Here is a 20,943-nt window from a genome sequence, read left to right as displayed (position 1 = left end):
AAGCCCTCAATCCCTAACGGGATGAGGGCTTGAACAAAAACCGTTCAAGTTAATCTTGCTTACAGGTTAGTGTCGCCTGGTTTCCAGTTCATTGCACACAATCCGCCGGATTGCAGTGCTTGCAGTACGCGAAGTGTTTCTTCAACACTACGGCCTACATCGTTGTGGTTAACCACTTGATATTTCAATTCGCCTTCTGGATCGATGATGAACAGACCGCGCAATGCTACGCCTTCTTCTTCGATCAGAACGCCGTAATCTTTAGCCACTTGCTTCGTGATGTCAGAAGCCAGCGGGAAGTTCAATTGACCCAGACCATTGCTGTCTACAGGTGTATTGATCCATGCTTTGTGGCTGTGTACGGAGTCTACACTCACGCCAAGGATTTCTGTATCCAAAGCTTTGAATTGCTCGGAAGCAACGCTCAAAGCTGTAATTTCAGTTGGGCACACAAATGTGAAGTCCAAAGGATAAAAGAAGAATACAAGCCATTTGCCACGATAATCGGACAGTTTAACGGAACCAAAGTCTTGTCCGTCTCCCGATACTGTTTCCATTGCGAAATCCGGTGCTGGTCTACCTACCAAACGTTCTGCCATAACTAAAAATTCCTCCTTTGGGATTATGTAAGCATCCTTGCGGATTGCTCATCATCAAGAAAAACGCGTACGCTTTTCCTGTAATTAAAATGATTTGATACTTGATAACAAGTACAAGTAAAATGTTATCATCCGGACTTCCCAAAGTCAAGATTATAAACATTATTTTTTTATAATCATTATAAATAAGGATTTTTCGTGGCAAAAATCATAAAGCAACAGCCCTCTGTACATTCCATAATTGGAAACAAAGGGCTGCCATGTTTTTGATCCTATAATTACGCTTGTTTCTGAATAGCCGCCACGATCAAATCGCCCATTTCGGTCGTGCTGATCGCTGTGCTCTTGTCTACAGCAATATCACTTGTGCGGTGTCCTGCGTTCAATACATCCGATACAGCCGCTTCAATGGCATCCGCACCTTCCGTATAACCAAAGGTTGTACGGAACATCAATGCCAAAGAGAGAATGGTTGCAATCGGATTAGCGAGGCCTTGACCTGCGATATCCGGTGCAGAACCGTGTACCGGCTCATAGAGTCCGAAGCTGCCCTCTCCCAGTGATGCAGATGCGAGCATACCGATGGAACCTGTCAACATCGCTGCTTCATCACTCAAGATATCTCCAAACATGTTTTCCGTTACGATGACATCGAAGCTGGACGGACGACGCAGCAATTGCATCGCGCAGTTGTCTACCAGTACATGCTCCAGTTCAACATCCGGATAATCCGGTGCTACCCGGTTCACGACTTCACGCCATAGACGGGAAGTTTCCAATACGTTGGCTTTGTCTACAGAAGCCAGCTTTTTGCGACGTCCTTGCGCAATTTCGAACGCCTGACGAACGATCCGCTCCACTTCTGTTACATTATATGCACATGTATCCACAGCCTCTTCGCCCTGTGCACTTTCACGTCTGAACTTCTCTCCGAAGTAGATCCCACCTGTCAACTCACGTACCACCATCAGATCTGTACCTTCCAGTACTTCAGGCTTCAGCGTTGAAGCATCCTTCAAACAATCAAATACGACAGCCGGACGCAGGTTGGAGAACAATCCAAGTGCTTTGCGAATACCCAGCAGGCCTGTTTCCGGGCGAAGCTCTTTGCTGTTGTTATCCCATTTTGGGCCACCAACCGCTCCAAGCAGGACTGCATCTGCACTTTTACATACGCTCAGTGTTTCTTCAGGAAGAGGTGTACCCTTCTCATCAATCGCGATTCCGCCAAACAGCGCATGTTCTGTCTCAAAACGATAACCGAATACTTCCTCCGTACGTTTAAGAACTTTCTCAGCCTCAGCTACGACTTCAGGGCCAATTCCGTCACCTGCAATAACTGCAATTTTTTTTACGTCTGCCATTGGGTTGTCCACTCCTTATATTTCATTCATTATTTATTCATAAAGTAACGTCTCATATTAACTCTCTCTTTTGTATCATATTCCAAGGTCATTTGACCAAGATATACAATCTATGACTTTAATAGATTTTACCTATAAGCTAATAGAGATTAGCCTGCACAAGTTGTTCCTGACCTCCCGGTGGGGTAAAATATAGCTGAATTCAAATCAGGTACGCAGGAGGGATAAGCAACATGCAATATTCGTATTTGGGTAAATCAGGCCTCAAGGTCAGCCGAATCTGTCTCGGTACCATGAATTTTGGGCCTGCTACAGATGAAAAAGAAGCTTTCCGCATTATGGACGCAGCACTCGATGCAGGCGTGAACTTTTTTGATACCGCTAACATCTACGGCTGGGGTGAGAATTCCGGTCTTACCGAAGAAATTATCGGACGCTGGTTCAACCAGGGTGGTGGCAGACGTGAGAAAGTGGTTCTGGCCACCAAAGTCTATGGCTCCATGCATGATGATACAGACGGCCCCAACAACGAAGCTGGCCTCTCCGCCTACAAAATCAGACGGCATCTGGAGGGTTCCCTCCGCCGTTTACAGACGGATCATATCGAGCTATACCAGATGCATCATGTAGACCCAGCCGTATCATGGAATGAACTGTGGGGTGCATTTGAGAATGCCGTTCATCAGGGTAAGATCGGTTATGTAGGATCGAGTAACTTTGCTGCATGGCAGATTGCAATCGCTCAAAGCGAAGCCAAGAATCGTCATTTCCTCGGCCTGGTTTCCGAGCAACATAAATATAGTCTCAACTGTCGTTTGCCTGAGTTGGAAGTACTGCCCGCTGCCAAAGAGCTGGGCCTCGGCGTCATTCCATGGAGTCCACTGGATGGTGGATTACTGGGACGTAACGCTCTGCAGAAGCTGGAAGGAACACGCAGCGGGGGCATCGCTGGACGGATCGAGCAGCAGCAAACTCAGCTTGAAGACTTTGCCGCACTCTGTCGTGATCTCGGTGAACCACAGGATACAGTGGCTTTGGCATGGGTTGCAGCCAATCCGGCAGTGACCGCCCCGATTATCGGACCGCGTACACTGGAGCAGTTTGAGACCGCACTCAAATGTCTGGACGTGACTTTGGATGAAGCTGTGCTCAAACGTCTGGATGAGATTTTCCCGGGTCCAGGTGGACATGCACCTAATGCATACGCGTGGTAATAGCTTAATAGTGTAAGCCAATGCAATAGGTAAGCGTTGAAAAGATTTCTGTGTTTTACTGCCATAATCATATAAATACAAGCAAAAGAGTCTGACCCTCCACAGGAGAGTCAGACTTTTTACGTACCTCATTGAACGTAACAAAGTAAGCCGAACGATCTACTAAATTAATTAAATTAAAGATTAATCATTCTAGCAGCATACATGTGTCTCGGCTTATAGTTAAGTTCAATGAAGGCTGCGTGCTTCTTGCATCGGAGCCTACAGGTTAACGTTTACACGGTTCGTATAAGTCTTGCGCTTCTCAATCAATTGATTCAGGCCGTCTACATAGGCACGTGCACTTGCACCCAATATATCTGTGCTTACGCCACGTCCTTGTACCGAAACCTGATTCTGAGTCAGCACAACATGTACTTCACCCAATGCATCCTTACCATGTGTTACCGATTTGATGGAGTAGTCAGACAACGTTACGTCTTCCCCGCTTACTTGGTCAATCGCATTGTAGATTGCATCTACCGATCCGTTACCCTCTGCTTGCTTCTCAATTGTATCCCCGTCAAGCGTCGCAATGCGGACTTTGGCTGTTGGTATCGATTCATCTCCGTACGTTACGAAGATGGATTCCAGTTTATACACCTCAGGTGCATCCTGCAATTTCTCTTCAATTACGGCAAGCAGATCTTCGTCAGTAACTTCTTTTTTCTTATCAGCCAGATCTTTGAACTGGGCGAAAGCACGATTCAATGCTTCTTCTTCCAGCTCATACCCCAGATCAATCAACCGTTCACGGAAAGCATGACGACCAGAATGTTTACCCAGTACAAGTTTGCTTTCCTTCAGACCGATGGACTCTGGAGTCATAATCTCATACGTTGTTTTTTCCTTCAACATGCCATCCTGGTGAATGCCGGATTCATGTGCGAAGGCATTTGCCCCAACAATGGCTTTATTTCCAGGCACAACCATACCTGTCAAACGGCTAACCAAACGACTGGTCCGTGCAATTTCAGACAGCTGCAGCGAAGTTTTCGCCTGGAAAAATTCCTGACGTGTCTCCAGTGCCATAGCAATTTCCTCGATCGCCGTGTTTCCGGCACGTTCACCAATGCCATTGATCGTACCTTCGATCTGATCGGCTCCATTGAGAATGGCTGCAAGTGTATTGGCCGTCGCCATACCCAAATCATTATGACAGTGGGCACTCAGCTGTACCTTTTCAATACCGTGTACATTCTCCTTGAGGTGTTTGAAAATGTTGCCGTATTCATATGGGCTCAGGTAACCAACCGTATCCGGAATATTCACAACGGCTGCACCTTCTTCAACAGCCATATTTACCATTTCCACGAGGAAATCATACTCGGTACGACCTGCATCCTCAAGTGAGAATTCAATCTTCGAGAATGTTTTCTTGGCATAACGAATCGCGGAACGAGCTGTATCCAGTACCTGCGCTTTGTCCATACGCAATTTATGTTGGCGGTGAATGGGTGAAGTCGCCAGGAAAACGTGAATGCACGGGTCCTGTGCACCTTTAAGTGCTTCCTTAACCGCATCAATGTCTTGCTCTCTGGAACGGGACAAGCCAATTACAGTCACATTTTTGACTGCATTTGCTACTGCATTGACAGCTGCCAGGTCACCTGGAGATGCCGCCGGGAAACCCGCTTCCATCCGGTCAATGCCAAGCCGCTCGAGCTGATGGGCAATTTCCACCTTTTCACGAGTGTTCAGATTGACTCCCGGGGATTGCTCTCCATCACGCAGCGTTGTGTCAAATACATAGATTTTACGCACGCTTCGCACCTCCTGTACTTGTTATTATATGTTTCTCTGAAACCAGCAATAGCGGCTCACGCATAAGCACGGCCGCTATTCCCAGTTAAAGCTCTAAGTTTACTTGAATACCTTTAAGTGCATGTTCTAGAAGTTAATGCTTACTTCTTGATCCAGTGCATCATCTCACGCAATTGTCCGCCAACCACTTCGATTGGGTGTTCAGCTTCGTTACGACGAGTTGCTGTCAGGAATGCACGTCCGGATTGGTTTTCCAGAATGAAGTCGCGTGCGAATTTACCTTGTTGGATATCCGTCAGTACTTCTTTCATTGCTTTCTTCGTATCTTCAGTTACAACGCGAGGTCCAGTTACATAGTCACCGTACTCAGCTGTGTTACTGATGGAATCACGCATGCTTGAAAGTCCGCCTTCATACATCATGTCAACGATCAGCTTCAGTTCGTGCAGACATTCGAAGTACGCCATTTCAGGAGCGTAACCCGCTTCTGTCAATGTTTCGAATCCAGCTTTTACCAATGCACTCACGCCACCACACAGAACAGCTTGCTCACCGAACAGATCTGTTTCTGTTTCTTCACGGAAGGAAGTTTCGATAACCCCTGCGCGTGTACAACCGATACCTTTAGCATAAGCCAAACCGATTTCTTTTGCTTTACCCGTTGCATCTTGCTCAATCGCGATCAGGCCTGGTACACCAAAACCTTCCACATAAGTACGACGTACCATGTGACCAGGGGACTTAGGAGCTACCAGCAATACATCGCTGTTTTTTGGAGCAACGATTTGACCGAAATGAACGTTGAAACCGTGTGAGAAGAGCAATGCAGCGCCTTCTTTCAGGTTTGGTTCGATTTCGTTTTTGTATACAGAAGCTTGAGTTTCGTCTGGCAGCAAGATTTGAACTACATCTGCGCGGCTTGTTGCTTCAGCCGGGGACAGAACTTCAAATCCGTCATTTTTTGCAGTGTCGAAGGATTTACCTTCACGAAGTCCGATGACTACGTTCAATCCACTATCACGAAGGTTTTGAGCTTGGGCATGGCCCTGGCTACCATAACCGATTACCGCGATCGTTTTTCCTTTCAATACGTTAAGCTCTGCATCCTGTTCATAATAAGTAGTTACTGGCATGTTTATAAGTCCTCCTTTGTATTGTAAAGAACCCTTCATTAATGAGCGGGTGTCTCAAGGGACCGCCTCGCTTGGAGTGTCAAAAGCATCTCTGGTCTGATCCGATCCGTTCAGACACCCGCCCATTAATGCGGGAATGTAGCTATATTTTCAAGCGTTACATCACTAAAATGTTAAATTACAACTGTTAGGGGACTGACACTCACATAAGATCAACTGTATATGTTAGCTAACCGTCGTCCCTTTTCATTTATTATAGCTTTATACGTTGCCGCGTACCAATGCAGTGATGCCTGTACGGGACAATTCGCGAATGCCATATGGCTTGAGCAATTCAATCATAGCATCAATTTTGTCCGTATCTCCAACTACTTGCACAATCAGGCTGCCTGGACCCACATCTACAACGGATGCGCGGAATGTTTCTACCACACCCAGAATTTCAGGTCGCTCGGAAGGCTCTGCTTTCACTTTGATCAGGGCGAGTTCACGGGCTACCATCGGTTTCAGGCTGAAATCAACCACTTTAATAACATCGATGATTTTGTACAATTGTTTCTCAATCTGCTCTAATGTTTTATCGTCACCAATGGTAACAATAACCATCCGGGAGAGTCCAGGTTCTTCCGATTGACCTACTGTAATACTCTCAATGTTAAATCCGCGTCGACCGAACAACCCTGATACCCGCTGAAGGACGCCTGGCTGATCGTTTACCAATATTGAAATCGTATGTCTAATCATTCGTCAGCATCCCCCATCAGCATTTGATCAATTGTTGCTCCCTGCGGAACCATTGGATACACATTTTCATCCTTGCGTACTACGAATTCTACAACGACTGGTCCTGGTGTATCCAAAGCTTCCTGCCAAGCACGCGCTGCTTCTTCTTTATTCGTTGCACGTAATCCTTTCACGCCATATGCTTCAGCCAGTTTTACAAAGTCCGGACTTCCTGCAAGATCAATGTGGCTGTAACGGTTCTCATAGATGAGTTCCTGCCATTGGCGAACCATTCCAAGTACCTGATTGTTAATGATCACAATTTTTACCGGTATATTGTTAATGGCACAGATTGCGAGTTCTTGGGAACACATCTGCATTCCGCCGTCACCGTTAATGGAGATAACAAGTCTGTCCGGATTGGCCATCTGAGCACCAATTGCAGAAGGGAATCCAAAGCCCATCGTTCCGAGACCACCCGAAGTTACCCATGAACGTGGTTGATTAAACTTGTAATACTGTGCTGCCCACATCTGATGTTGTCCCACATCCGTAGTTACAATTGCTTCACCTTTGGTTGTATCATTCAGCATTTCAACAACCCACTGCGGTTTCAGCACTTCGTCTGAATCCGTATAGCTGTAAGGCTTCTCTTGTTTCCACTGTTTGATCTGGTCTCTCCATGCATCTGCACGCTCTGCACGTCCAACTTCTTTGTTGGCTATTTCAAGTACGGTCTTCACATCACCAACGATTGGAATATCGGTTGCAATGTTTTTACCAATCTCAGCCGGATCAATATCGATATGGACGATTTTGGCATGTGGAGCGAATCCGTCCAGCTTACCTGTTACCCGATCATCGAATCGTGCGCCGATATTAATCAGCAGATCCGACTGTTGGATGGCCAGGTTGGATGTGTATGTTCCGTGCATTCCTGGCATCCCTGTCCATAGTTCATGCCCACTTGGGAATGCACCAAGCCCCAGAAGGGTTGTCGTAATCGGAATGCCTGTCTTCTCAACAAACTCGAACAGTTCTTCATGTCCTCCCGAGTATACCACACCGCCACCGGCCAGAATCATTGGACGTTCTGCTTCCTGAATGGCCTGAGCCAAACGGTCAACCTGCAGTTTGTTTGGTACTGTCCGTGGATTGTACCCTCTTAATGTAACAGGTTCAGTACTCGGTTCAAATAAGGTTTTGTTGGCTGAGACATCTTTTGGAATGTCGATCAGTACAGGACCTTTACGGCCGGTGTTGGCAATATGGAATGCCTCATGAATGATACTCGACAAATCCTTAACATCTTTTACCAGATAGCTGTGTTTGGTGATCGGCATTGTAATCCCGGTAATATCCGCTTCCTGGAAAGCATCCGAGCCGATCAGGCTGGAATTAACATTTCCCGTAATGACAACCAGCGGCACAGAATCCATATATGCCGTGGCTATTCCAGTAACCAGATTGGTTGCTCCCGGCCCGGAGGTAGCGATACAAACACCAACTTTGCCGCTTGCACGTGCATATCCGTCAGCTGCATGAATTGCACCTTGTTCGTGACGGGTTAAGACGTGTTTGAAATCCTCGAAACCATACATTGCATCGTAAATGTACAACACTGCGCCACCCGGGTAACCAAATACGCAATCCACACCTTCAAGCAACAAGCTTCTCAGCAGAATCTCGGAACCGCTAATGACCTCCGGCTTCATCCATTTTTCACGTAATTCATCTGTCGATCGTACTTCTGGAATTTGAGCTCCCATTAGTCATCCTCCTCTCGGAATTTACACCATTCTGACATTTAAAGTTACAAAAAAAACCTTCCATCCCCTGCAAACAAGTTCATGCTTGCGAGGGACGAAAGGTTATCGCTTCCGTGGTACCACCCAACTTTGTCCGAAATTTCGCAATAACGGACCTTACCAGGTACAACAAAACGAATAGCTCAAACGAACATAGTCGTTTCCCATACCTGTTGTCTGTAACGCAGACATACGATTTTCCCTAATACGCGAAAGGAGTGACATCCAGTGCTTTTCAGGAAAACAGCTCCGAGGTGAGCTCGTATATAAGGGATAATGGTGGTGGTTTCAGCAATTCCAGCCACTCTCTGAGCAAAAGAGCCCTTAAAACTTCGTCCTCTTCATAGCCGATGAAATATTCTCGTTAAATGTTAGGAACATTATATGATTCCTCCAACCGATAAGTCAATACCTGTTTTGCATAAAAATTCAGAGAACCTTCCTTCCCCCCTCTTCAGCCTATAAGGTTGCCCTAATCCCAGCGCTTCATTCAGTCACCTTTTATCTTGCTTCGGGCATAGGATATACGAGCAGCACGACTGGTCCTGAAAGGAGGCTCCGCATGGTGATTCGGCAACGCACATCCAAGCTGGATGATGGCGCCATCATGAAGCTGATTGACACTCAACTTGTTCCTTTATCCCATATGAGCGAAAAGGAAATTAATAAAATCCGCAAAGAAATACCCCTGCGAATGAACAGGGGCATGACCTTTGTTGTCTCGCCGGAGCCAGACAAAGCTGCTGTGGCATTCATCCATTTTCTCATGCATGGGGAATTGCTCTATGTCGATATGATGGCCGTTAGTCCGAAAGAACAACGCAAACGATACGGGCAAACTTTATTGCTCAAAGCAGAGAGCTTTGCGGCATCCCGGGGTTGTCGAAGGTCTAAAGTTATGGTGGATGAGGGCAATACCAAAGGGCTTCAGTTTTATCAAAAAAATGGATACAGCGCAATTCGATACATCATGATAAGCCGCTGCTACGAATTGGAAAAAACATTATAGAATGTCCTAGAAAAATCCTGGTGGACGTGGACCTGGACCATAAGGGCCGAATCCAGGACCAGGTCCATATCCGCCACCAGGTCCTCCAGGTCCATATCCCGGTCCGTAGCCTGGACCATATCCAGGGCCTGGTTTTGGTCCAGGTCCATATCCGGGACCGAAGCCGGGACCACCTCCATAAGCATAAGGCAGTGTGGCAATAGCAAGCAGATCAAACAATACCAGTGGCAGTATCGCTTTTGTACGTACTTTTTTGCCATTCAGACGCTTCAGTACCAGTTTGTTGCCCGATACTTTCAACAGCTTTCCCGTAACCCGAGTGCCGTCTTTTTTGATTGCAACAATATTTTTGCCTATTAATTTCATCGCTTCATCACGCGTAACTTGTTGTTTCATACTTTCCCCTCCTCCTCGGATCGTTCAAAACAGTGTATTCGTCCATCACTGAATTCGCCTGTTTCTTTGTCCCTACCTGAAAATATGGGTACTTGCACGAGAACCAATGTAAACATGAAAAAGTGGCTGGGCAACGATCAAGAAAACAAAAAAAGGCCCGCACAAGGCGGACCCTTTTATCAAGCTTTTGGATAGTGAATTGACATATTGCAAGTTTACCTTTTACCCGGGTCATACGCTTCACCGAGTGCAGACGGAGCCGAAGAACGTCCAACCGCTGCAACGAGAACGATGATGGTAAGCAGGTAAGGCAACATGAAAATAATTTCCTGGGGAATACTTTGTGACCATTCAAACAACTGTACATAGTTTCGTATCGCTTGTGAGAATCCAAAGAAGACAGCCGCACCAAAGGCACCAATCGGATTCCACTTACCAAAGATCATAGCTGCAATGGCAATATAACCTTGGCCGGAAACCGTATTGTGTGAGAATGTACCCGTAGTCGTCAACGTAATCGCAGCTCCACCAATAGCGGCTAGTGCACCACTGATCATAACGCCAATATAGCGATAACGAAGCACTTTAACACCAACCGTATCCGCCGCACTTGGATGTTCACCTACAGAACGAAGGCGCAGACCAAATGGTGTTTTGAACATGATGTAATACGTCAGGAATACGAATAGAATGGCCAGATATGTCGTTGGATATACGTTCTTGAAGAAGGCTTCTCCCAGCAAAGGAATGTCTTTCAACAATGGCACATCAAACTTGCTGAAGCCTTGAACCAACGGTGAATCGCCAGAACCTTCAAACAACAGTTTAACCAAATACAACGTACTTCCTGCTGCCAAAAAGTTAATGACGATACCACTGATAATCTGGTCTGCCTTAAATGTAATAGACGCAACGGCATGTATCAGCGATACCAGTACGCCCAATACAATCGCGAGCAAAACCCCCATCCATGCCGATGTCGTTCCACCCATGCCCGCTTCTTGAGCATAATGTGCCCCGATTCCAGCTGCAAAAGCACCAAAAACCATAAAACCTTCAAGTCCAAGGTTGGTTACACCTGATTTTTCCGAAAAAATTCCGCCGAGTGATGCAAAAATCAATGCCGTAGCAAAGACAAGCGTCGTATTGATAATTTGCCCAATTGTCAACAAGTCCATCTACAACACCTTCTCTTTCTTACGCTTCGAATAGAACGGTTTGAGTATCCAGCGCACGATGCCTTGTGCCGCAATGAAGAAGATAATCGAACCGATCACAATCCGAATAATCTCAGGCGGAACATCTGCAGCAAAACTCATACCTGCAGATCCGTACGTGAGGGTACCAAACAACACTGCCCCCAATAACACCCCAAACGGATGATTCAAACCAATCAGGGCAACCGCAATTCCGTCAAAGCCTGTTCCCGGTGAACCCGACATTACGGTTTGGTATTGGAACACACCAAGAACCTGGAAGGCACCACCAAGACCAGCAAGCATACCACTGATAAACATCGCTTTTACGATATTCCGGTTAACATGCATACCTGCATATTCAGCCGCATTAGGGTTGTAACCTACCGCGCGGATTTCATAACCTTGTTTTGTTTTCCACATATAGATATAAAAGAGCACAGCCATCACAAGGGCAATCAACGTCCCCATGTGTACACGGGAATTGCCCATCAGTTCAGAGAGCCATGTCAAACTAATCGAAGCCGATTCGCTGATATCCACGGAACGATTCTCGCCCTTCAACAGCAAGAATTGGCGAACGATAAGGTTGGCCAGATACAGACCAATCCAGTTCAACATGATACTACTGATAACTTCATTGACCCCACGTGCCGCTTTTAGATAACCAGCAATAGCGGCCCACAGACCACCAAACAATGCACCGGCAATCAAAGCCAGTGGCGCATGAAGGTAGATCGGCAAACCTGCAAATTTAACACCAACAAATGTTGCAGCGGTCATACCGACGAGAAATTGACCTTCTCCCCCGATGTTAAACAACCCTGCACGTGATGCAAATGCAAATGCAAGTCCAGTCATAATTAGTGGTGTCATTTCCCGTACTGCTTCACCAAAGTTGTACATGTCGCCAAATACCTTGGTGAACAATGCACCATAGGCTTCAATTGGATTGTAGCCACCAATCAGCATGACAACTCCACCGAGAATAAGACCCATAATAATAGCTACTACAGGCAAAATAAATGAATCTCGGGTAAACCATTTCAATACGTTATTCATGCGCAGTACCTCTCTTTTGGGTGCTGCCCGCCATCATCAAGCCGAGCTCCCTATCATTGGTTTCTTCCGGCAGCACCTCGCCAACGATCTGTCCTTCATAAATAACAGCAATTCGGTCAGATACATTGATAATCTCATCAAGCTCAAATGAAATCAGCAGAACAGCCTTCCCTTGATCGCGCTGTGCAATCAATTGCTTTTGCACGAATTCAATAGCCCCTACATCCAATCCACGCGTTGGTTGCGCAGCGATAAGCAGTTCAGGGTTTTTATCAACCTCACGGGCGATAATGGCCTTTTGCTGGTTTCCTCCGGACAAGGACCGAGCCTTGGTCTCGATGCTTGGTGTACGCACGTCAAATGCCTCAACAAGTCGTTTTGCCTGCTGTTTGATGGCATCAAAGTTAAGGAACCCTTTACGGGTATATGGTGCTTTATAATACGATTCCAGAACGATATTTTCACTCACTGAAAAATCAAGTACAAGTCCGTGTTTATGGCGATCTTCCGGAATGTGGGCTACACCCGACTCCGAGATATGGCGTGGAGAATGATTGGACAGCTCCTTGCCCTCCAAAAGAATCGAACCGCTCTCTACTTTACGAAGTCCGGTAAGGGCTTCAATCAGCTCACTTTGACCGTTGCCATCCACGCCTGCGATTCCGACAATCTCTCCTGCACGTACGTTCAGGTTAAGTTGGTTCAGAACCGAAATACCTTCTTTATTCTTGGCCGTTAATTTACTGACTTCGAGCACATTGGCTCCAGGTGTAGCCGGTTTTTTGTCCACTTTGAATGTGACATTCCGCCCCACCATTTTCTCTGCCAGTTCATTTGGATTCGTTTCCGAAGTTTTGACCGAATCAATCACTTTACCCCGACGGATAATCGTTACCGTATCGGAGATTTCCATGATTTCTTTCAGTTTGTGCGTGATCAAAATAATGGACTTTCCTTCAGCTACAAGCTTCTTCATGATGATCATCAGTTCTTTGATCTCTTGAGGAGTCAATACGGCTGTAGGCTCGTCAAAAATCAGAATGTCTGCACCGCGATACAACGTTTTAACAATCTCTACACGTTGTTGCATTCCGACAGAAATATCATGAATTTTGGCATGAGGATTCACCTTAAGTCCATACTGTTCGGAAAGACGCTGAACTTCAGCCGCTGCTTTTTTATAGTTAATATTGAGACCCTTCGTTGGTTCAGATCCCAAAATAATGTTCTCTGTTACCGTGAACGGCTGTACAAGTTTAAAGTGCTGATGCACCATGCCTATGCCAAGATCGATCGCTCGGTTAGGGCTGTCGATGATGACAGGCTTGCCATTCACTTCAATGGAACCTTCATCTGGCTGATATAGACCAAATACAATATTCATCAACGTTGACTTACCAGCGCCGTTTTCGCCCAGTAGCGCATGGATCTCGCCTTTACGAAGCTGAAGGCTGATGGCGTCGTTGGCAACAATGCCTGGGAAACGCTTCGTAATTTGTTTTAACTCAACGACGGGGGTTGCTGCACCCATGTAATCACCCTTATAACTGATATAGTGTGGTTCCGCAAACGTAAAAAAAACGTCTATCGACGTACTTTCAAAGAAGACAGACCGCGCTTAGCTGAAGTTTTTCTTGCGATAATCGAATGGTTCAGCTGATTAAGAACATATCAATTCCATTATCTTAAGAAAAGCTCCTACCGGAGCGTTGGTGCACAGTGACCTTGTACAATTGTTATGATGACTTGATCAAATGTTCCTGTTCTTGCAATCATAAGGCCGGTCAAGACCGGCCCCAATGATTATTCATTTGCGACTAAGATCAAAATTACTCCGTAGGAACTTTGATTTCGCCGCTGATGATTTTTTCTTTGTACTCTTCCACTTTTGCAAGTGTATCAGCAGATACATTGGCAGTAGAGGTATCAGCAATACCTACGCCGTTTTCTTTCAAAGTCAGGTTCTCGGAACCACCAGCGAATGTACCATCAACTACTTCTTTGTTAACGCGCTTAACTGCTTCGTCAACTTTTTTGATCATGGAAGTCAAAGTGATCTCATCGCCAAACTCAAGAGATTGGTCTTTGTCAACACCGATAACCCATACATCTTGACCTTGTTTCTTACGAGCACTTGCTTCGTTAAACACACCGTTACCTGTTGCGCCAGAAGCGTGGAAGATAATATCTACGCCTTCATTGTAAAGTGTTGCTGCTGCTGCTTTACCCAAGTCAGGTTTATCAAATGCACCTGTGTAGTTAGAAATGAATTGAGCATCAGGGTTAACTGCTTTAACGCCTTCTCTGAATCCTACTTCAAACTTTTTGATCAGTGGGCTTTCCATACCGCCTACAAAACCAATTTTGTTGGATTTTGTTGTCAGACCAGCCACAACACCAACCAGATAAGATCCTTCTTCTTCAGCAAATGTTACGGATTTAACGTTAGGAGAATCAACAACACTGTCGATGATCGCGAGTTTAGCATCAGGGTTTTGCTCAGCTACAGTTTTGATTGCATCAGCCAATTGGAACCCGATACCCCAAGTCAGGTCATATCCGCCTTTAACGAATTCGTTCAGGTTAGGAATGTACTCTTCATCGGATTTACTTTGCAGATATTTAACAGCAGTACCTGTTTCTGTTTCAGTCGCTTGCAGAGCTTCCCAAGCGGATTGGTTAAAGGATTTGTCATTAACTCCACCTACGTCAGTAACCATACCGATTTTGAGGTCGGATTTCGCTTCAGTGGATGTGCCACCTGTATCTCCTCCGGCATTTGTTTCTTCTTTCGGTTTGCTACCGCAACCTGCGAGCATAACCGATACCGCCAGCAACATTACCAAAGACAAGCTGAGCATCTTTTTCATTTCTCTTTTTCCCCCTTAATGATATATCCTTCATTCCAATCCAGCCTACAATTGAACGGTTAACAGATAGCAGGAATGACTTTTATGCAGAATGTATGGTTTCTTCGACATTAAAAGCGCATTCTCACCCTTGAAGCATCCTATCATCTGTCGAAAAACCGAACATTATGACATGGAGAGAAAAATCTAGGACTAGCCTACTAGAGGTGATTATACAATCAACCAGTGTTAAAATCCAGATGTTTCATCACCAAATATCACATATTTTTGTTCTTTTTTTATTGAAAACGCTTAATAATTTAGCGTTTTAACACACTAACGTTACAACGATGTGATGTTATATAACAAAAACATATCGCGAACTTTAGTGATGAGTGGAATTTACCTGTTTTTATTTGTATTATTTCACCGTTCGTATTTTATGTATTCTCATGGACCATTATTCATCAGTTATCTGGTTTCATTGTTCCCTTCCAGACTACAGCCTATTCGCTCTACTCATTCAGAGATTCATCTCCGAATTTCTTCCAAGCCGTAAAAAAAGCCGCCATATAGGTACGGCGGCTTGTATCATACAATTTAAGCGTTGATTTTGCCTTTAGCTACAGTAGCCAAAGAGTTGAACGCATTGATGTCGTTAACGGCCAGATCAGCCAACATTTTGCGGTTCATGTCTACTCCAGCAAGTTTCAAACCATGGATCAGTTTGTTGTAAGACAAACCATTCATACGTGCTGCAGCATTGATACGAACGATCCACAGTCTGCGGAAGTTACGTTTCGTGTTGCGACGGTCACGGTATGCGTATACCAGGGATTTCATTACTTGCTCGTTAGCTGTTTTAAAAATACGGTGTTTGGAACCGAAATAACCTCTTGCCAGTTTCAAAACCTTTTTATGACGACGACGTACTACAAAACCGCCTTTTACTCTTGCCATATTAAAGAACCTCCCAAATAAATATAAATGTATCCGTGGTATGTGTACGGCCGTAGCCGATCCCCCATACGGAATCTACTAATTAGAATTAGCCTTTCAAGTTAGCCAAGCCTTGTTTCAAACGTCTAACATCCCCGGCAGCCATAACTGGGTTACCGTTCAGAACGCGCTTAGCACGTTTGGATTTGTGGGAAAGCAAGTGGTTTTTGTGAGCTTTGTAACGAAGGACCTTACCGGAACCGGTAATTTTGAAGCGTCCTTTCAAACTGCTGTGTGTTTTCATTTTAGGCATTTTGTGTTTCCTCCTCCAATGTTATCAGGCTTTAGGAGCCAAGATCATGATCATACTGCGGCCTTCCAATTTCGGTTGACGTTCAACAGTACAAAGTTCTGCAACTTCTACCTTAACGCGCTCCAAAATCCGTTGACCAATCGCGGCATGTGCAATTTCACGTCCGCGATAACGAACAGAACATTTCACTTTGTCGCCTTCGTTCAAAAACTTAACTACATTACGAAGCTTCGTTTGATAATCGTGCTCCTCAATATTGGAACGGAACCATACTTCTTTAATATCAACAATTTTCTGGTTCTTACGGGCTTCTTTATCTTTCTTTTGTTGCTCATAGCGGAATTTGCCATAGTCCATAATACGACACACCGGCGGTTTAGCCTGTGGTGCCACATTGACCAGATCCAAATTCAGGTCAATCGCCATTTGCAGTGCTTCGCGAATGGGCGTAATCCCAATTTGTTCTCCTTCAGCTCCGACAAGGCGTACTTCCTTCGCCCGAATCTCATCATTAATCATGTGATCTTTACTAATAATCGTCCACCTCCAGGTCATTTTGAATATCCAGTTACACAAAAATAAAAGGGATGCCGGTCAAGCTACCGACATCCCTGTAATCAACACAATTCTTCATGAGTATACACTTCATAAATTATTGGGATCGTTGACCAGCCAACATGTTTGTTGATCAGGTGAGAAGTCGGACTTCTGCTTGTGATTCCATTGCTATTCGCTTTAAGGCACTTGAATACTATATCACCCATGAAATACATTGTCAACATTCTTCACAACTTTTTTTCGTGAATTACACATTTGTGATATCAGATGTCAACAAAGTATCGCGTGCATGTTCCTTACCCTTGTTTGCTTTGCACCTCATCCAACCGTACAACACGTGTATGTTGAGTGTGGCTCCACTGTTTGTTGTTCTGCGTAAAGAAAGCGTAGAACGTAATCGGGTACCAAGACAGTAGGTAGATCGGGAACAAAATCAGATATAGATAAACTTTGGCAAAGGTAACTTTCTCCAGCGCCATGGACAACAGGAACGTCAGAATGTTCAAACCAATAGCCACGAACCCAACCCATAACGGGAAGTATCCATAAATATTAGCAATGTGCGGACCACTGAATATAGCCATGTCTACCCACATCACAGCCGTCATCAGGAACGTAAGCAACACCACATAGACATTGGCTCCATAGATAGCAAGGTCAAATTTCACCAGGCTTCTTTCCTTAATGGACTGCCAGAGCAGCGGGAAGAAGTATCTACGCGCAACTGTAAAGTGACCTTGCATCCAGCGCAGACGTTGTCTCGCTGAAGCTTTGAATGTTAATGGCTTCTCATCAAATACTTTGGCGTCATAGTTGAAAACAGGATACACATTACGTTGCACACTGCGCATCGTAAACTCCAGATCCTCAACCAGACTTGTTGCACCCCAGCCAATTTCCTTCAACAGGTTGGTCTCAAAGCACATTCCGGTTCCTCCGAGGAAATTCGCCATATTCAAGTTATGACGAGACAACTGCCACAGACGGTTGATGTACCAGTAAGATACTCCGTAAGCTGCAGTAATCCAGGAATCCTCCGGATTTTTTGTATCAATGTATCCTTGGATAACACGTGAACCATTGTTCAAGTCATCATTCATCTCAAGCAAGAAGTTACGGTCAACCAGGTTATCCGCGTCAAACATAACAACTGCGTCATACTGACGTGGCAATTTCCACAGGTACTTAAGCATCCATTCGATGGCATACCCTTTACCTCTCAGATCGGCGTTGGTACGTACACATGCGTTTAATCCATGCTCTCTGACAATTTGAGCCGTTCCATCCGTACAGTTGTCACAGATGACAAACACATCGTACAGATCTTCCGGATAGTCAAGTTGTTTCAAGTTCTCCATCAAAGCACCAATGACTTGTTCCTCATTATGTGCTGCGACGAGTACAGCGAATGATTTTGTCGCCGGATAATGTTTCTTTTTCTTTTTCTTAATCAGACCGAACAGCGAAAACGTGAATTGGTACACGGCTAGCAGTGCCAGAATGACCTGCATCGTGACGAATATAGCGTCCAACATCGTTCTCTGTTACCCCCTTTTTTTCAAAACCCAGTTTACTCAAGCATTTCTCTTCCTGATTCTGCAATTTATTTTTTTTTGATCTGCAGAATATGACCCTGTTCTTTTGTGTACTACGTGAATATATCAGGCAATGTTTCAAAGCTTGGTTGCTATCAGTTGGCTGCTTTATCGATTCTGTATCCTTTTCAGTCATTTGTCAAAACCCCAATTCCACTTTCTGAAGCAGAAATGTGATCTTTAAACGCTGAATAGACACTTCGTGATACCGCAACCTCGCATTCATGCCTGTTATATCTTATTTTCAGCCGTTTACTTGATTTTTATTTCTAAAGTCCCTGCTTTTTTCATCAGCATGTTATTCTTCGTCAGAGGCTCTATAACAAATAACGCAAACAGACCTCAAAAAGTTTGAAACAGAACTCACATTTTTTTACCTCATTTCAGCCATGTTGAATCATTGTATCTTTTTTGGCTGGCCCAAGTCAAAAAGTTAAGATGGGTATATATCCACTCTTTAACATGAATTTTACGTTCTTTACATGGGTTCTTCTTGAAAAGGACAACATTTAAAAATATGATAAACATATACCTGAAATAACCTCAAGTTCATGAAAAACGGTTATATACTAATCAGGACGAAACCGGATGTAGAAAATCACCGGAAATAATGCCGCCATTACGGGCGGCCTGACTGGCAGGAGGCCAATATGAGCCGTTTATTCTTAAAGTTTCAAGATTATGATCGAAATGTTTTTATGTGGATCAACGGCCGGCTTCATAATCGTTTTATGAATTTTTGGCTGTATTATTTCACCCATCTGGGTGGAGCAACTTCTTCTATTGCAATATCACTGTTAATCTGGCTGCTTGCTCCAGCTCCATGGAGCACAACAGGACTTCAGGCTTGTATCGCTCTTGCGGTCAGCCACATTCCTGTAGCCATCGCGAAAAAATTGTATCCCCGCATTCGACCTTATCTGGCCTTGCCGGATACAATTACGTTCCGTAATCCCCTGACGGATCACTCGTTTCCTTCAGGACACACAACTGCCATTTTTTCGGTCACGGTTCCCTTTATGACCACTGATCCGATCTTATTGCTAATATTGTTGCCTGTGGCCCTTATTGTCGGATTCTCTCGAATTTATCTGGGATTACACTATCCTTCCGATGTTCTGGCAGGTGCCACAATAGGTACTTTAGTCGCACTTGCAACAGTTGCATTCTGGTCTTAAAGCCGATATGTTTAGACTCAGAAAAACCTAGCAGGAACAGGTGAAGCAAGCGTGGAGAAAAAAAGAGTATTACTATTATCTGAAGGCTTTGGTACGGGTCATACTCAAGCCGCCTATGCACTGTCCAGCAATTTGCGAAAGCTCTCGCCAGACGTGCAGACAAAAGTGCTTGAACTGGGAAGTTTCTTAAATCCCAAGGTTGCACCTCTGATTATAACAGCATACAAAAAAACGGTTACCAATCAACCCAAACTTGTCGGATACGTATACAGACACCAATATAAAAAATCATTGAACAGGCTGACAACACTGGCGCTGCATAAACTGTTCTATACACATACACGCAGCGTTGTTCGCCAGTTACGTCCCGATGCGATCGTCTGTACACATCCGATTCCAAGTGCTGTCATATCCAGACTGAAGCGTCTGGGTGTACAGGTTCCCCTATGCACAGTCATCACCGACTATGATGCACATGGGACGTGGATTAACCGTGAAGTAGACCTTTATCTGGTTTCTTCAGATGAGGTTAAGTCCAAACTAATGCTACGCGGCGTACCTACAGACAACATTCGAGTCACGGGTATTCCGGTGCATCCGAATTTCTGGGAGCATCCCGGGCGAGAAGAGATTAGAAGCAGATTCAACCTCAAGAACATGCCCACTGTACTTGTGATGGGCGGCGGTTGGGGAATGCTCAGCGACAAGCTGGTCCATCCGCTGCTGACACGCTGGCATGAAGATATTCAGATCATTTTTTGTCTGGGTCGCAATGATAAAGCACGGATCAGCATGGAACAGAACCCCATGTATCGCAAAGAAAACATTCATATTTTGGGATACACCAACGAAGTGGACAAATTGATGGAAGTATCCGACCTGCTGATCACCAAACCTGGGGGAATGACATGCAGCGAAGGCTTGGCCAAAGGAATTCCAATGTTGTTCCACAACCCTATACCTGGTCAGGAAGAAGAAAACGTCCACTATTTTACCGCAAGAGGGTTGGGAGAACCCATAACATCGCTCGACGTAGTGGTCAAATGGATGAACAAGCTGTTGCATCACTACCCGGATGTTGTACGTAAACGCAAACGTCATCTGGCGGAAATCGCCAAGGTTCATCCGCTGCAGAGTGCTCAAAGTATTATCGATCTGCTGGAGGACGTTCGTCCTTCATCCGCAGAAGAGGCCCGTTTATGAA

19 protein-coding genes are annotated in these 20,943 nt (G+C 45.1%); 4 read left to right on the top strand and 15 right to left on the bottom strand.

The window, feature by feature from the left end:
- Positions 1-59: 59 nt before the first annotated feature.
- Together MHB43_RS09050 and leuB are read right to left on the bottom strand one after the other, a co-directional pair.
- A complete protein-coding gene (locus MHB43_RS09050) occupies positions 60-599 on the bottom strand; it encodes a peroxiredoxin (RefSeq protein WP_036610146.1) in 540 nt (179 codons plus the stop codon).
- A gap of 278 nt (positions 600-877) precedes the next feature.
- Complete coding sequence (leuB, locus tag MHB43_RS09045; protein ID WP_036610148.1) at positions 878-1,963, bottom strand: 3-isopropylmalate dehydrogenase; 1,086 nt, start codon at positions 1,961-1,963, stop codon at positions 878-880.
- Between the two features lie 233 nt (positions 1,964-2,196).
- Between leuB and MHB43_RS09040 the strand changes: the two genes are divergently transcribed.
- Entirely contained in the window at positions 2,197-3,177 is a 981-nt protein-coding gene (locus MHB43_RS09040) for an aldo/keto reductase (RefSeq protein ID WP_221822893.1), read from the top strand.
- Positions 3,178-3,438: 261 nt separating this feature from the next.
- Here the strand turns inward: MHB43_RS09040 and MHB43_RS09035 are convergent, their stop codons facing one another.
- From MHB43_RS09035 to ilvB, 4 genes are all read right to left on the bottom strand, one after another.
- The gene (locus tag MHB43_RS09035; protein ID WP_076209215.1) at positions 3,439-4,980 is read right to left on the bottom strand and encodes a 2-isopropylmalate synthase; all 1,542 of its coding nucleotides are present in this window, start codon (positions 4,978-4,980) and stop codon (positions 3,439-3,441) included.
- 140 nt (positions 4,981-5,120) lie between these two features.
- Positions 5,121-6,113 carry a ketol-acid reductoisomerase gene (gene ilvC / locus MHB43_RS09030; RefSeq protein WP_036669754.1) on the bottom strand — a complete coding sequence of 331 codons (993 nt, stop codon included), beginning with the start codon at positions 6,111-6,113 and terminating at the stop codon, positions 5,121-5,123.
- A 261-nt stretch (positions 6,114-6,374) separates the two neighbouring features.
- A complete protein-coding gene (gene ilvN / locus MHB43_RS09025) occupies positions 6,375-6,857 on the bottom strand; it encodes an acetolactate synthase small subunit (protein WP_024628317.1) in 483 nt (160 codons plus the stop codon).
- The gene (ilvB, locus tag MHB43_RS09020; protein WP_036610160.1) at positions 6,854-8,605 is read right to left on the bottom strand and encodes a biosynthetic-type acetolactate synthase large subunit; all 1,752 of its coding nucleotides are present in this window, start codon (positions 8,603-8,605) and stop codon (positions 6,854-6,856) included. The genes ilvN and ilvB overlap by 4 nt, the downstream gene beginning before the upstream one ends.
- 604 nt (positions 8,606-9,209) lie before the next feature.
- Here ilvB and MHB43_RS09015 point away from each other — a divergent pair.
- Positions 9,210-9,653, top strand: a complete 444-nt coding sequence (locus MHB43_RS09015; protein WP_237176231.1) for a GNAT family N-acetyltransferase — start codon at positions 9,210-9,212, stop codon at positions 9,651-9,653.
- A gap of 6 nt (positions 9,654-9,659) precedes the next feature.
- On the opposite strand, the gene MHB43_RS09010 is transcribed toward MHB43_RS09015, so the two are convergent.
- The 9 genes from MHB43_RS09010 to MHB43_RS08970 form a co-directional block, all read right to left on the bottom strand.
- Positions 9,660-10,049, bottom strand: a complete 390-nt coding sequence (locus MHB43_RS09010; protein WP_047842246.1) for a hypothetical protein — start codon at positions 10,047-10,049, stop codon at positions 9,660-9,662.
- A 215-nt stretch (positions 10,050-10,264) separates the two neighbouring features.
- Positions 10,265-11,227, bottom strand: a complete 963-nt coding sequence (locus MHB43_RS09005) for an ABC transporter permease (RefSeq protein ID WP_091014847.1) — start codon at positions 11,225-11,227, stop codon at positions 10,265-10,267.
- Complete coding sequence (locus MHB43_RS09000) at positions 11,228-12,307, bottom strand: ABC transporter permease (protein WP_036610168.1); 1,080 nt, start codon at positions 12,305-12,307, stop codon at positions 11,228-11,230.
- Positions 12,300-13,838: an ABC transporter ATP-binding protein gene (locus MHB43_RS08995; protein WP_036610171.1), complete on the bottom strand. Its 1,539-nt coding sequence runs from the start codon at positions 13,836-13,838 to the stop codon at positions 12,300-12,302. The genes MHB43_RS09000 and MHB43_RS08995 overlap by 8 nt, the downstream gene beginning before the upstream one ends.
- A gap of 298 nt (positions 13,839-14,136) precedes the next feature.
- Positions 14,137-15,177, bottom strand: a complete 1,041-nt coding sequence (locus tag MHB43_RS08990; RefSeq protein ID WP_221822889.1) for a BMP family protein — start codon at positions 15,175-15,177, stop codon at positions 14,137-14,139.
- Positions 15,178-15,756: 579 nt separating this feature from the next.
- Positions 15,757-16,116, bottom strand: a complete 360-nt coding sequence (gene rplT, locus MHB43_RS08985) for a 50S ribosomal protein L20 (protein ID WP_017689664.1) — start codon at positions 16,114-16,116, stop codon at positions 15,757-15,759.
- Positions 16,117-16,204: 88 nt separating this feature from the next.
- A complete protein-coding gene (gene rpmI / locus MHB43_RS08980) occupies positions 16,205-16,408 on the bottom strand; it encodes a 50S ribosomal protein L35 (protein WP_017689665.1) in 204 nt (67 codons plus the stop codon).
- 24 nt (positions 16,409-16,432) lie between these two features.
- Positions 16,433-16,927, bottom strand: a complete 495-nt coding sequence (gene infC, locus MHB43_RS08975) for a translation initiation factor IF-3 (protein ID WP_017689666.1) — start codon at positions 16,925-16,927, stop codon at positions 16,433-16,435.
- 335 nt (positions 16,928-17,262) lie between these two features.
- Positions 17,263-18,501, bottom strand: coding sequence for a glycosyltransferase family 2 protein (locus MHB43_RS08970; protein WP_036610177.1), 1,239 nt, complete (start codon positions 18,499-18,501; stop codon positions 17,263-17,265).
- A gap of 710 nt (positions 18,502-19,211) precedes the next feature.
- Here MHB43_RS08970 and MHB43_RS08965 point away from each other — a divergent pair.
- Positions 19,212-19,739, top strand: a complete 528-nt coding sequence (locus tag MHB43_RS08965) for a phosphatase PAP2 family protein (protein WP_017689668.1) — start codon at positions 19,212-19,214, stop codon at positions 19,737-19,739.
- Between the two features lie 51 nt (positions 19,740-19,790).
- Positions 19,791-20,942: an MGDG synthase family glycosyltransferase gene (locus MHB43_RS08960; protein WP_221822887.1), complete on the top strand. Its 1,152-nt coding sequence runs from the start codon at positions 19,791-19,793 to the stop codon at positions 20,940-20,942.
- Position 20,943: the final 1 nt, after the last annotated feature.

The organism is Paenibacillus sp. FSL H8-0317, assembly GCF_045040685.1.
In the GTDB taxonomy this organism is placed as follows: Bacteria; Bacillota; Bacilli; order Paenibacillales; family Paenibacillaceae; genus Paenibacillus.
Note: the sequence above shows the minus strand (reverse complement) of the source record. Positions and strands in the feature narration are given on the sequence as shown.

Excerpts from the sequence above, each read along its gene's own strand:
- MHB43_RS09050 (WP_036610146.1), bottom strand. The coding sequence starts at position 599 with ATGGCAGAACGTTTGGTAGGTAGACCAGCACCGGATTTCGCAATGGAA.
- leuB (WP_036610148.1), bottom strand. The coding sequence starts at position 1,963 with ATGGCAGACGTAAAAAAAATTGCAGTTATTGCAGGTGACGGAATTGGC.
- MHB43_RS09040 (WP_221822893.1), top strand. The coding sequence starts at position 2,197 with ATGCAATATTCGTATTTGGGTAAATCAGGCCTCAAGGTCAGCCGAATC.
- ilvC (WP_036669754.1), bottom strand. The coding sequence starts at position 6,113 with ATGCCAGTAACTACTTATTATGAACAGGATGCAGAGCTTAACGTATTG.
- ilvN (WP_024628317.1), bottom strand. The coding sequence starts at position 6,857 with ATGATTAGACATACGATTTCAATATTGGTAAACGATCAGCCAGGCGTC.
- ilvB (WP_036610160.1), bottom strand. The coding sequence starts at position 8,605 with ATGGGAGCTCAAATTCCAGAAGTACGATCGACAGATGAATTACGTGAA.
- MHB43_RS09010 (WP_047842246.1), bottom strand. The coding sequence starts at position 10,049 with ATGAAACAACAAGTTACGCGTGATGAAGCGATGAAATTAATAGGCAAA.
- MHB43_RS09005 (WP_091014847.1), bottom strand. The coding sequence starts at position 11,227 with ATGGACTTGTTGACAATTGGGCAAATTATCAATACGACGCTTGTCTTT.
- MHB43_RS09000 (WP_036610168.1), bottom strand. The coding sequence starts at position 12,307 with ATGAATAACGTATTGAAATGGTTTACCCGAGATTCATTTATTTTGCCT.
- MHB43_RS08995 (WP_036610171.1), bottom strand. The coding sequence starts at position 13,838 with ATGGGTGCAGCAACCCCCGTCGTTGAGTTAAAACAAATTACGAAGCGT.
- MHB43_RS08990 (WP_221822889.1), bottom strand. The coding sequence starts at position 15,177 with ATGAAAAAGATGCTCAGCTTGTCTTTGGTAATGTTGCTGGCGGTATCG.
- rplT (WP_017689664.1), bottom strand. The coding sequence starts at position 16,116 with ATGGCAAGAGTAAAAGGCGGTTTTGTAGTACGTCGTCGTCATAAAAAG.
- rpmI (WP_017689665.1), bottom strand. The coding sequence starts at position 16,408 with ATGCCTAAAATGAAAACACACAGCAGTTTGAAAGGACGCTTCAAAATT.
- infC (WP_017689666.1), bottom strand. The coding sequence starts at position 16,927 with ATGATTAATGATGAGATTCGGGCGAAGGAAGTACGCCTTGTCGGAGCT.
- MHB43_RS08970 (WP_036610177.1), bottom strand. The coding sequence starts at position 18,501 with ATGTTGGACGCTATATTCGTCACGATGCAGGTCATTCTGGCACTGCTA.
- MHB43_RS08965 (WP_017689668.1), top strand. The coding sequence starts at position 19,212 with ATGAGCCGTTTATTCTTAAAGTTTCAAGATTATGATCGAAATGTTTTT.